9 protein-coding genes are annotated in these 13,156 nt (G+C 41.1%); 7 read left to right on the top strand and 2 right to left on the bottom strand.

Annotated features, from left to right (window positions below; translation table 11 throughout):
- Positions 1 to 197, top strand: a 197-nt coding sequence (locus HMPREF9447_RS28930; RefSeq protein ID WP_208860740.1) for a hypothetical protein, incomplete at its 5' end; no start/stop codon positions are given.
- A gap of 32 nt (positions 198 to 229) precedes the next feature.
- Here the strand turns inward: HMPREF9447_RS28930 and HMPREF9447_RS16870 are convergent.
- Entirely contained in the window at positions 230 to 1,624 is a 1,395-nt protein-coding gene (locus HMPREF9447_RS16870) for a glycosyl hydrolase family 28 protein (RefSeq protein WP_009130964.1), read from the bottom strand.
- A 204-nt stretch (positions 1,625 to 1,828) separates the two neighbouring features.
- Between HMPREF9447_RS16870 and HMPREF9447_RS16865 the strand changes: the two genes are divergently transcribed.
- The 4 genes from HMPREF9447_RS16865 to HMPREF9447_RS16850 all read left to right on the top strand — a co-directional run bounded on the left by HMPREF9447_RS16865 (position 1,829) and on the right by HMPREF9447_RS16850 (position 9,785).
- Positions 1,829 to 3,655, top strand: coding sequence for a beta-L-arabinofuranosidase domain-containing protein (locus HMPREF9447_RS16865; protein WP_244267638.1), 1,827 nt, complete (start codon positions 1,829 to 1,831; stop codon positions 3,653 to 3,655).
- 104 nt (positions 3,656 to 3,759) lie between these two features.
- Positions 3,760 to 7,653: a hypothetical protein gene (locus HMPREF9447_RS16860; RefSeq protein WP_009130962.1), complete on the top strand. Its 3,894-nt coding sequence runs from the start codon at positions 3,760 to 3,762 to the stop codon at positions 7,651 to 7,653.
- A gap of 129 nt (positions 7,654 to 7,782) precedes the next feature.
- Positions 7,783 to 9,039: a DNA cytosine methyltransferase gene (locus HMPREF9447_RS16855; protein WP_009130961.1), complete on the top strand. Its 1,257-nt coding sequence runs from the start codon at positions 7,783 to 7,785 to the stop codon at positions 9,037 to 9,039.
- Between the two features lie 11 nt (positions 9,040 to 9,050).
- Positions 9,051 to 9,785: a hypothetical protein gene (locus tag HMPREF9447_RS16850; protein ID WP_009130960.1), complete on the top strand. Its 735-nt coding sequence runs from the start codon at positions 9,051 to 9,053 to the stop codon at positions 9,783 to 9,785.
- Between the two features lie 8 nt (positions 9,786 to 9,793).
- Here the strand turns inward: HMPREF9447_RS16850 and HMPREF9447_RS16845 are convergent, their stop codons facing one another.
- On the bottom strand, positions 9,794 to 10,309 hold the full coding sequence (locus HMPREF9447_RS16845; RefSeq protein ID WP_009130959.1) for a very short patch repair endonuclease: 516 nt from the start codon (positions 10,307 to 10,309) through the stop codon (positions 9,794 to 9,796).
- Positions 10,310 to 10,454: 145 nt separating this feature from the next.
- Here HMPREF9447_RS16845 and HMPREF9447_RS16840 point away from each other — a divergent pair, with 145 nt between their 5' ends.
- The gene (locus HMPREF9447_RS16840; protein WP_009130958.1) at positions 10,455 to 11,804 is read left to right on the top strand and encodes an ATP-binding protein; all 1,350 of its coding nucleotides are present in this window, start codon (positions 10,455 to 10,457) and stop codon (positions 11,802 to 11,804) included.
- A 68-nt stretch (positions 11,805 to 11,872) separates the two neighbouring features.
- Entirely contained in the window at positions 11,873 to 13,081 is a 1,209-nt protein-coding gene (locus tag HMPREF9447_RS16835; RefSeq protein WP_009130957.1) for an ATP-binding protein, read from the top strand.
- Positions 13,082 to 13,156: the final 75 nt, after the last annotated feature.

The raw sequence follows: 13,156 nt of genomic DNA, 5'->3' as shown, positions 1-13,156 counted from the left end.
TAAAATTAATCCTATTGTTATCAAAGCAAAGATATAAAATCCTTTTTATACAATATGTCAAAGAACACTTGATTCTTACTTTTTACACAACCTCCTTGGAGGAGGGGGCAGGTAAGGAAGAGAAGAATAATCAAGAGGAGTTGCTTATATCTATTCATTGTTCTTTGGTTTTATTAATAAATACGAACGGGGAATAGAATTTACTCAAAAGAGGTCTGCAAGATCAATATTATTTCACTTTAATTCCTTTTATGAATTCATTTGTGGAAATTCCTTTCAGGTCTTTCATCTTTTCCCCGTTGATAACGACATTCTCAAACGTTACATTCTTCACCATCCGGTCTTTGTCTAATCCTTGGATTAGCGAAGGATTTTCTCCAATACCCGTATAGGTAATATTACGGAAAGTAATTCCGTCGATGCCACTTCCCGGTTGTTTGTCGTATTTAGGATTGAAACGAACTTTTACATAGAACAGACGTCCTTCCTGAATGCTTTCTACACGAATGTCTTCAAACAGAATGTTGCGTACTAGATTCTTGTCGCCGCAATCTACCGCCATGCATCCTTGATACGGAGGATCATCCTCGTCATGTTCTAGGATATCAATGTTGCGGAACGTCACATTCTCAATCACTTCACCCGTTGGAGAATCCGGGTCTCCATGTCCGCCTATATTGATGGGATGTGCTATATCTGCCCACAGAATGGAGTTCTGCACCGTGATGTCACTCGTGCCGCCCCACCAGTTCCAGCGATGGTTATAAAGGGCGATGCAGTCATCACTGTTACGCATAAATACATTGTCGATGAGAACTTTGTGGCAACACATCATATCAATGCCATCGCTCCAGCCTTTGCAACTGAAAGATTTCAGATTCTTGATCGTGATTCCTGTGGTGCCTCCGCCAAAGATAGTGTAATGGTCGGGATTTACAACTGTAATGCCATCTATCAAGATATTCTTTGAATCTGTAATCTCTATACCTCGGATAGGGTGGTCCAGTATGCCACGACCGATGATACGTATATTCTCTGCCTTATCTACCAGTAGTTTGGCTTTAACCACTGCCCCTGGAGCCAGATATACAGTCGTATTACTGGGAATTCGGATTTGGTTATTGGGTAAATCTTTCGGACGGTGTATACCGGGACCGAAGTATATCACTCCCTTTTCTTCTTTCGTATAAGTTTCCGTCTCCATTGGGTTGGCAAAGAGATGTAAATTGCGTAAACGGTCGCCGTTAAATTCTACCGAGAGATATTGAGGCTTATCCAGCGTGAAGATAATTGTGTTTTGCACTTGCTTGTAGGTCACTTTATTATTCAATGGACGTATAGCTACTTCGCGTACTGTACCGTTATTCTTCTTCACCATAACCTCTACCGCACTGGACATATCGAACTGTACCATAGAAGCATTCTGCACCTTGTCCATATCTACCTGTACATTGTATTCGAATAAATCCTGCCACTCTTCGCCGGGTACACGCACACGTACGGTATAATCATCATTATGTGGCATTCCGGTTCTTAAACCTTCGGGATAAATGAGCAACTGGGCTTGAACCGGCAGACAGAAAGCAGCTAAAAATAGGATAAATAGAGGTTTCATAGTTTTCATATTAATTTTTCTAATACTTATAAAATACACTGTTTCATACAAAAATACGAATGAAATCGATATTCTACCTAATATAAGGAAGGAATAACTCTTTTCGAAAGCCTAAGTGTAAATCGTTTCTCATTCGTATTTAATGGATAATTAAAACAATAGTAACAATTGATATATAAAACAATTAGTATGCGGAAAGTAATTTTTATGTTAATGATGAGTTTTATTCATCTTAACTTATTCAGTCAAAAAACAATAGATATTTCCAAAATCGAAAAGGTACTGCCATTTTCCAATGAAGAGGTAACACTGAAGTCATCGTGGATTAAACAACGAGAGGAACTTAACATCACTTTTCTGAAATCGCTGGATCCTGACAGATTGCTGCACAACTTCAGGGTGACTGCCGGATTGCCATCAAATGCAGAACCTTTAGAAGGATGGGAGTCTCCTAAAATAGGTTTGAGAGGACACTTTGTAGGACATTATTTATCTGCTGTTTCCAGTCTGGTAGAAAAATATAAAGACCTGGAACTGGTTGAACGGTTACGGTACATGATTGACGAACTCTGCAAATGTCAGCAGAGTTTTGGCAATAGTTATCTGAGTGCATTTCCGGATAAAGACTTTGATGCATTGGAAGCCAAATTTACCGGAGTCTGGGCACCTTACTATACATATAATAAAGTTATGCAAGGTTTGCTGGATGCCTATACCCATACAGGTAATCAAAAAGCTTATGATATGTTATTGGATATGGCTGCATATGTGGATAATCGTATGTCGAAGTTGAGTGGAGAAACGATAGAAAAGATGCTTTATACAGTAGATGCCAATCCGCAAAATGAACCGGGGGCTATGAATGAGGTGTTGTATAAGCTATATAAGATTTCAAGAAACCCCAAGCATCTGGCATTAGCTGAAATTTTCGACCGGAATTGGTTCATCACCCCTTTAGCCGAGAATAAAGATATCTTGTCCGGTCTTCATTCTAATACCCATTTAGTGCTTGTCAATGGTTTTGCTCAACGTTATTCAATTACTGGCGAATCGAAATATTACGCAGCAAGTACAAATTTTTGGGATATGCTTATTAGCCAGCATGTTTATGCCAACGGCACAAGTAGCGGTCCTCGTCCTAACGCAACCACCCGAACTTCTGTTACAGCAGAGCATTGGGGAGTACCTGGCCATCTTTGTAACACGCTGACAAAGGAAATAGCGGAGAGTTGTGTGTCTCATAATACACAAAAACTGACTTCTTCCATCTTCACCTGGACTGCTGCTCCCAAATATGCTGATGCTTATATGAACACCTTTTATAATGCTGTGCTAGCATCGCAAAGTGCTCACACCGGAGCCTATATGTATCATTTGCCTTTGGGCTCTCCGCGAAATAAAAAATACCTGAAAGATAATGATTTTGCTTGTTGTAGCGGGTCAAGTGCCGAGGCATACTCACGGCTTAATTCTGGTATTTATTATCATGATGATTCTGCTCTTTGGGTGAATCTCTTTGTCCCCTCTGAAGTGAATTGGAAAGAGAAGAATGTTCGTTTAGAACAGAATGGAAACTTTCCCAAAGATACGAATATCTGTTTTACTATTTCTACAAAGAAGAAAGTTGGATTTGCATTAAAACTATTCATACCCTCTTGGGCAAAGAATGCTGAAGTGTATATCAATGGAGAGAAACAAGAGATTGAAACCTTTCCTTCATCATATATTGATTTGAATCGTAACTGGCGCGATAAAGACGAAGTAAAATTAATCTTCCATTATGATTTTCATTTAAAAACAATGCCGGATAATAAAGACGTTTTGTCTCTATTCTATGGACCAATGTTACTGGCTTTTGAGAGTGATGAGGAAGTCATATTGAAAGGAACTCACGACGAAATTTTAAAAAAACTTTCTGTCTTGAATAAAGAAGAAGGTATTTTCCTCTTGAGAAATAATGGGAAAAACTACCAATTGTGTCCTTTATTTGATATAGATGAACAAGCTTATGGGGTATATGCTACTATTAGGAATTACTGAAATCATATGGTGATTACAATTAATTCCATAAATAATGAACATTGAAAGTAAGTACCGATACTGTTTCATTCGTATTCTTATCCCAAATAACCAATAGATGTAGTATGAAGAAAATAATATTATTAACGCTGGCTTATAGCTTGATAACACTATGGACATCTGCCCAAGACCATCTGCCGGAGAGATATGAGCCTTATATAGTAGATGTGGTCTATGCATCGGATGATATTGCCCGTTTGAAGAATAGTTCTCAAAGTGAATTTGCTTATCAAATGTCGGTCTTGGATACAGTTCCGCAATTATTAGTAGTTCAATATTCCAGTGAGGATAAACCCGAAAAAGGGAAGAAGTTCTTATTCAATATTTCCGTAAACGGTACTCTTCTTTATACGGAGGGACTAAACCGAAACCGTCATGGACTGTTTGATGTAGTATATCCCATTCCGGATTCTATCTTGCAGGGCAAGTCTTCCGCACTTGTTCGTTTTGAAGCATATGACGAGACGGCGTCCGTGGGCAAGATTTATGATGTTTCCATAGTCCGTCAAAAGTTGGAGACCGGAATCTTTACCGACAGAAAGAACTGGCAAGGCTTGGCTAAAGACTGGACGTGTTCTTCTGATGGCACTTTTATCTATACGGAACCGGACGGCCCCCAACATCCTTATGTCAATCAGTCCGTCATCGATCTTATGTCTTATTACGCTCTGGAAGTCAATCTGAAGATGACTGGTGTGGACAATGTTCCTGTAGAAGTTTTTGCTTCCGCCAAGAATCTGAAAGTAGGAACGGACTTGAACAAGGAAAATATATACGATACCCGACGTGCCCGTTTCACTCTGCAAAGGCAGAAGAACGGAGAGTGCAGGCTACTTATTCCTTTCTCCGTTTTTGATACTCCCAAAGCATCGCAGACCACTATCCGGCGTATAAAGTCCATCGCCTTCCGCTTGTCCGGTGAAAGAGGCGGTAAGGTTAAACTACTTTCCACCCGCTTGCTGGAAGGAAATTCAGTGAAAACCACAGCCGACTGTTATTCAAGACCCGGTGAGCCCGGCGATACGATTGTTTATCCGGTGACCGTCACCAATTGCGAACCGACATCGCAATCTGTCTACTTCTCCATTCAGAAATATGGTTGGGAGGCTTTTCCTGCAACCGTTGAGCCGGCACAGTTGGAATTAGCCTCCGGTGAAACCCGGAAAGTGAATGTACGCGTGATAGTCCCACCGGGTATCCCTGCCGGAGGGAGGGAAAAACAAACTCTACAAATTCTTCCGTCAGCCAATCCTGCCGCAGTCCGGACATTAACGTTTACCACTCTGCGCAGTATGCCGCATCCGTTTACCATCCATACGGCAGAAGGATGGGATGAAGTGCGCAGGAAAGCCGGGAATTATGATTGGGCGAAAGACCGCAAAGAGCGTTATATACAGGATGCCAAAGCATGGATTGTGCCCCTACGTCCTCCTTATGTGGCTAATGGAGACGGTATTCCTTATCTTTGTGCCACCACTCACGAACATGGTTTAATGAATAGTGCCATAGCCTGGCAACTGACCCGTAATCCGGAATATGCCCGCAAAGTAAAGCAGTTCTTGTTGATGATAAGCGATTATCAGAACGGTTTTCCGCTCACCCGGAAAGCTTCCCATCAGTCGTCTGTGCAAGAAGGACACTTCTTCCAGCATCTGGCGCAGGCATACGATTTAATTCAGGATGCCGGAATACTGACTGATGCGGAATGTGCACAAATTGAATATACGTTCCGGCTCTATATAGACTTATTTCTCCGTTATAAAAGTACCGGGGGCGCCAACTGGGCCGTATCCCAATTGACAGGTGTTTTTTTCTGTGCCCTCGCCATTCAGGACTTCCAGCTTGTGGATGAAGTGCTTTATGCTCCTTCCTGTCTGATAGATAAATTCCGCACCTACACTATGCCCGATGGCTGGTGGTACGAGTGTACCGTGAGCTACAACCTGTGGGTGGCAAGTGAATATGTACAAATAGGGCTGGCTTTGAATCCTTTCGGCTACTCCCTGCTGACAGAGAAATTCCCGGTAGATTATAATCTTACCCCTGAATATGACAAGGTAGGAGCCAATGAAGATGCAGATCGCCGTAATCTGCATCACGGTCATAGTTTCCGTATCCGCGGCCCTATTCATCAGCCTTATGTCACCATTAAGATGATGTCCGATGCCTTGCTTCCCTTCCTTGATTATCGCGGTTGGATATTCGGCATTAACGACGCTACGGAACGTGAAGTGGGTGGAGACAGTTTTGAAATGGCCTATTACGCTTTTCGTGATCCGCGCTATGCGGCATTCATACGTATGACGCCTAAAAGGAACGATTTGATTTATGGCGTACCGGAACTGCCGGATGCAGAACCCGCCGAAGTGCGTGGCGCTTATGCCGACAATGCCGGAGCATTGATGTTGCGTTCCACTCAAAAGGATGCCCGCGAGAAGATTCAGGCTGTATTGAAGTATGGAACCCACGGAGGCTATCACGGGCATTTCGACCGGACCGGATTACTGTCATTGATGCGCTACGGACGTAGCTTCTATAACCCCGAAATGGTCTGGTACAGCTATGCCCCCTACATGTACAACTTCTATGTGCAGACCAGCCTTTCAAAGAATATGGTTACCGTCGACCTGAAACAGCAGGAAGCTGACGACAGCGAACGCACTTTGTTCCATACAGGCGATTTGTTTCAGGCAGGTTGTGTAGAAGCCACTGCCGCATGGAGTTATCCGGCATACGGCGGACTCCGCCACAGTATGAAAGGTCCGAGAGATTTTAAAGAAAAGACGGAATGGGAAGCCCGCTATTTTCCTATCCCCGATAAACATCCGGATTTCGGTGTGCTGACCGGATTTACCGAACCGATTTTCCAGCGCCGGTTAATGGTGGTTACCGATGATTATGTTGTTCTTGCCGACTATGACAAGAGTACGGAGAATAAGCAGCACCGTTTCGACCTGCTGTTCCAGGTGAAGGGCTTGCTGGGACTCGCTGCGGATAGTAAAGAGCATACTTCTCATACGGCACAGCTCGGCACCGACCCTTTAAGTGCCGCCCCTTTGGTGACGGATGTCAACCACTATTCCGTAACAGGAACCCTGAAAGCCAGCTTCCTGACGAAGTTCGGTCCGGATGCCGACAACCGTGGAACGCGTATATCCGGTGAACCGGGAAATCTTTATATGGACATTTACAATGCCTGGCCCAGTACCCAACGCACAGCTTTCACCGGGCGCGCTCCCGAAGATCATGGCACACAACGTCCATTGCAATATGCAGTTCGGGGAGATGGCAAGACGCTTGCCGAAGGTAAATTCGGCGTCTGGATTCTGGGTGAGGGCAGAGTGGATGTGGATGTTACCGGAGTGAAAAAACTCACGCTGTCTTCTGCCACTCCCAATGAGAGTAGAGCCGGAACTTTGTTCTGGGGCGAAGCCGTACTGGAAACCCAAGACGGAAAAACTATCCGCCTTGCCGACCTCCCGTCCATTAAAAACAATGTGCAGGATAACCCGTTCGGCTTGACAAAGGACTATGCTGACGGACGTATCAATATCAGTGGAGAGAATTATGCATGGGGATTACCCGCCGAACCGATGAATGCAGGTGCTGAAACTCCTGCGGAATATACTTTTGATTTGAGCAACCTTCAAGCAACACGCCTGAAAACTGTTATCGGTGGAGATTATCCGTTGGGTGATGAGGCTGAACGGCGCATCACTTTCGGTGTCCGTACAGACGCCTCGCAAGCCCGTTTCCTGACAGTGATAGAACCTTATGAAAAGGAAAGTCTGGTTCAGTCCGTTACAGCCTCTTCAGCCGATGAACTTATTGTAAAGTTAAAAGACGGTCGTGAACATCGCTTGTATTTTTCCGGAATGGAAGGTGAAGGAAATACACTTGGAGTGAAAATACAGGAATGGAAAGAAGGGGAGTTGGTGCGTGAAGAAAATACGAAGTAACAAAGTGTTCTGCTTATGACAGGAGTGGTAAAGAGCATGAGCTGCTACTAATGAAAATGGATGTTTGCGAAGACGAACTTCGTTGTTCTCAATAAAAGTAGTATCTTTGCAGTCATAACTGAATATTAGATGGCTGTAAGAAAAAAGAAAATACAAAATATTAAACTTGTCGACTTCCCGGAAGAAGTTGACGAGCAAAATGGTATTAAAGTGTATGGTGAAACCAGTTGGGAGAATCAATTAGCGGTACTTAGCCAATATCTTCATAATAATGTTTATATTGGTGATGAAGATAGCAAGCAAGAAATTATATATGCTATTCGTGAGTTTTTGGAACGAAAGAAAAGCAATAAAGATGAAGAAATAACGGATGAATATGTAATAAAGGTTGCAGAAAATCCAATTGCTTATAACCTTTTCTCTGACTTTTTCAAAGTACCATTTCCTAACCCTAAATTTGGCCAACATACGTTTATTGATCTTTTTGCTGGAATAGGAGGAATTCGGTTACCATTTAATGAAATGGGATATAGGTGCGTATTCTCGTCTGAATGGGACAAATATGCTCAGCAAACCTATCTTGCTAATTTTGGCGAGATGCCTTTTGGAGATATTACGAAGGAAGTAACTAAAAAGTATATTCCCAAGCATTTCGATTTACTCTTGGCTGGTTTTCCCTGCCAAGCATTCTCTATTATGGGTAAGATGCAAGGGTTTGCAGATATAAGAGGTACGATGTTTTTCGAAGTTGCAACAATTCTTGAACGGCATCAGCCTGAAGCCGTATTGCTGGAAAATGTAAAACAATTGACAACTCATGATCAGGGGAGAACATTCTCCACAATTTTGCGTATACTCGGCGAATTAGGTTATCATGTGAAATGGCAAGTGCTGAATGCACTTGACTTCGGTTTGCCGCAGAAACGTGAACGTGTGATAATAGTAGGTTTCAGAAGTCAGCAACGGTGTGATGCTTTCAATTTTGATTTTAAAAAGAAAACATATAATCTGAAAGAAATATTAGAAGATGATAAGGATATTGACCCTTCACTGTTTGCTTCTGATATGATATTGCAAAAACGGCAAAAGCAAACAGAAGGCAAGACTGTTTTTTATCCCTCGATATGGCATGAAAACAAAGCTGGTAACGTTTCGGTACTGGACTATGCTTGTGCCTTGCGTACTGGTGCTTCCTACAATTACTTACTTGTGAATGGTCAGCGCCGTCTTTCTTCTCGTGAACTGCTACGTCTGCAGGGCTTTCCCGATAATTATAAGATTGCAGTTTCACATGGAGAGATACGACGACAGACGGGTAACAGCGTAGCAGTACCCATGATAAGAGAAATTGCACGAAAGATAGATTACATATTGAATAACATATAAATTTTAATAATATGGAACATCCGAGACTTAGGGATAGCAAAAAACTAATGACCAACGAACCATACCCGATAAACGAACTGCCGGATGATTTGATAGTGCGCATTGGCGGTTACCTTGTCCATTTGCTTTATGTGGGGCGCAAGGATATCAGTGGGGCAGATTGGGGGGATGCCTTTGCTGATGCTATTAAAGGCGAGCATCTTGACTCTCCCGTCGGAATAGCCGATGTTATATTGGGAAAGATGGCGTGGTCTATGAAAACTGTAAAAAACTTAAGGCCATTCAATGCACAGAACGTAAGACTCATCAGCGGACGTTGTTCACCTGATTATTCTTATGGGATTACTGACCCTCATGCAGATATTCAGAGGACAGGACGTGCTGTATTGGGCATTTGGAATGAGCGTATCAATATAGCTCAAGACAGCTATAATCCTGTACGTACATCCATTCTTATCCGTTCTAACGACTTACTCAGCTATTGCTTGTTTGAAGAGGACAATCGCCGGTTCCGTACGAGTGATTATGTTTGGGAAGTAAATCCGAATGGTAATCTTATTGGAAAATCCATTGATACGGGGAATATCTGTTTCACTTGGCAACCTCATGGCTCTCAGTTTACCATCCATACACACGTACCTGAAAATGCTATTAAGTTTACTGTCAAACAACCGCCGCTTCTTACAAAAGAAGACATATTGAAGACGATTCAGTTTGATTCATCTTGGGTGGAAATCTTTAGGTAACAGATGGACTATTTTTGTTCGCTCCACTCTTCGCCCTCTGCTACCATGCCGGGGGCTTTTTCATTTTGTCTCGTTTCGTAGGGTTTAACAGGCTTTTGCCTGAAATATTCTAAATAAGAATGATTAATGTGATATTCAATCTCCAACAATGTTTTTTGTCTGACTGCAGATTTTAACTGACACTCCCAAATGGTCATTACCCGCCACCCCATTTGCTTTAGTTTCTCTTTATTTCTCTTATCGCGTAATTTGTTTTTTTCAATTTTATTTTTCCAATATTCATGGTTCGTTGCTGGAATATGTTTATCCACCTCATGCCCATGCCAAAAACACCCATGAATAAAAATTACGATAGCATACTTATGCAATACGATATCAGGCGTACCGGGTAGTCCTTTTACATTCTTGCAGTACCGATAACCTCGGGAAAATAAGTAACGACGCACAATCCATTCGGGTTTTGTGTCCTTGCTCCGTATCTTAGCCATGACGGCAGAACGTTTCTTTTTGCTCCAAATATCCATATATGAATGCTTTGAATGCAAAAATAAGAATTTTCTAATGAATAAGGTTAATTATGAATATAAATCTTGCTTTGGTTTTAGTCCGATAAATCTCTTTTTTTGCTTTGGTTTTAGTATTTATGTCTTATCTTTGTGCTGATTATTAATGATTTGTATATGTCAGAGATTAGCACTTAAAGCCCTTCGTCAATGGGCAGAAAAAGAAGGACGTAAGCCTCTGGTACTTAGAGGAGAAAGACAAGTAGGAAAAACTACATTGGTCAAGATATTTGCAAAAGAATTTGATGTGTTCATCAATTTGAATCTGGAAGAGAAGGTAAATGCCAACTTGTTCACTATGGATGTTTCCTTTGAAGATTTGCTGGCAGGTATTTATGCTAAGGCTGGTATTAAAATGGGGAATCAGCGGACACTGATTTTTATAGATGAAATACAAAATGTTCCGGATGCCGTAAAGCTCCTTCGTTACTTTTATGAGAAACGTCTTGATCTCTATGTGATAGCTGCCGGATCATTGTTGGAGAGTCTCGTAGGTAATCATATTTCTTTTCCGGTAGGTCGTGTGGAATATATGGCCTTGCATCCATGTACATTCACTGAATTCCTGGGAGCATTGGGAGAGAATATTCTGGTGGAGCAAATAGAACAGTTGGAAGTGTCGCAGTCAGTACATAGTTATGTGATGGACTTATTTAAAAAGTATATGATTGTGGGAGGGCTTCCTGAAGCTGTGGCGAATTATGCCAAACGGAAAGACTGGGTGAGTTTGAATGAGATATTTAGTTCTTTATTGTCCAGCTACAAAGATGATATTGAAAAGTATGCACAGCGGCCTAAAGAGCAAGATATCCTTCGCTATATTTTGATTTACGGCTGGGGATTGGCCGGACAACGCTTCCAGTTCTCCAAATTCTGTAGTTCTTCCTATAAGTCGGCAGAAATGGGTGATGCGTTCAGAACTTTAGAGAAAACCCTTTTGTTGGAACTGGTCTATCCATTGATTTCCACTTCATTTCCTATTCTTCCGGATTTGAAAAGAAGTCCGAAATTGTTGTGGTTGGACACAGGATTGGTTAATTATGTGGCTGGAATGCAGGAGAGTTTGTTGTTCACTTCTGATGCAGATGAATTATGGAATGGACATATTGCTGAACAGGTAGTAGGACAGGAATTGCTGGGGGCTTCTTTTGCCTTTGGAGTCAAACGCATGTTTTGGGTTCGCGATGCCCGTAATTCACAAGCGGGGGTGGATTTTGTGTATAAATATAAATCACATTTGATACCTGTTGAGGTGAAGACGGGGGATAATTCTAAGCTGCGTTCTTTGCATCAGTTTATGGGCGAGTCTCAGGAGAGTATTGCTTTGCGTTTATGGAATGGGCCTCTAACTTCTGATTTGATCAGTTTGCCTTCTGGTAAACAATACACATTATATAATATTCCATTCTACTATGCCGGACAATTGGAATCTTTTTTAGGAAATAAGTTCGTATAGTTTGCCAGGCATAGTGTGTACAGCTACATTTTCTTAAAAGTTTTAAGTATACTTAAAACTTTTAGCGTATGGAGTTTCCGAAGACACTGATTAAAAGAAATGGCTATATAGAAAGGATAAAGCCATTCATGAGGAAAAATATAGCCAAAGTCCTTACCGGACAGAGACGTGTGGGTAAGAGTTTCTTGTTATACCAACTTATGGAGCAATTACTTGTAGAAGAGCCGGATGCCAATATTATATACATAAACTTTGAGGACTTTGCATTTAGTCACATTCAGACAGCTGAAGATATGCACGTCTATATCATGTCTAAAGTCCGAAAAGAGAAGTATAATTACATTTTTATTGATGAAATACAAGAAATAGTAAATTTTGAAAGAGTAGTTCGTTCTTTGTTGCTAAATGAAAATAACGATGTCTATATAACTGGTAGTAATGCAAAAATGCTATCAGGCGAACTTGCTACTTATCTGAGTGGTAGATATATAGAGTTTCCTGTGTACAGTTTGTCTTACCTCGAGTTTCTTGACTTTCATAAATTGGAAAACAATAATGAAAGTCTTTATTTGTATAGTCGCTATGGGGGATTACCCTATTTGGTTAACTTGCCACTTAAGGACGAAACAGTAAATGAATATCTGAAAAGCGTATACTCCACTATTGTTTTCCGTGATGTGGTTAGCCGCTACAACTTGCGGAACAGTTCTTTTCTGGAAAAATTAATTCAGTTCTTGTCTGAAAATATTGGAAACTTGTTTTCTGCCAAAAATATCAGTGACTATCTGAAGTCGCAACACTCTACAATTTCAGTGAATCAGATACAAAACTATACAGAATATCTGAACAATGCTTTTCTTATACACAGGGTAAGGAGATATGACTTAATAGGAAAACGTCTGTTTGAAATAGGGGAGAAGTATTATTTTGAAAATATGGGTCTGCGAAATATTGTCATTGGTTATCGTATAACGGATAGAGCAAAAATTTTGGAAAACTTGGTCTATTCCCATTTGTTATATAGAGGCTATGACATTAAAATAGGTTATTACGGAGATAAAGAAATAGACTTCATCGGAGAAAAAGATAATGAAAAGGTCTATATACAGGTAGCTTTAAAAATAGATAATGAAGTGACAGCTGAAAGAGAATTTGGAAATCTTTTGAAAATACAAGATAATTACCCGAAAATTGTAGTAACAGAAGATGCATTCATTGGCAATAGCTATGAAGGAATCAGACATCAGTCTATTGGTGATTTTTTGTCGAACTTTTAGTGAGTTTTTACATCGTTTGTCAGCACTTCAGCACAACTCCATTTAATCTATTGAAACAGAAACGGTTACCGTATG

Origin of the sequence: Bacteroides oleiciplenus YIT 12058 (assembly GCF_000315485.1) — a bacterium.
GTDB classification, from domain to species: domain Bacteria; phylum Bacteroidota; class Bacteroidia; order Bacteroidales; family Bacteroidaceae; genus Bacteroides; species Bacteroides oleiciplenus.
Note: the sequence above shows the minus strand (reverse complement) of the source record. Positions and strands in the feature narration are given on the sequence as shown.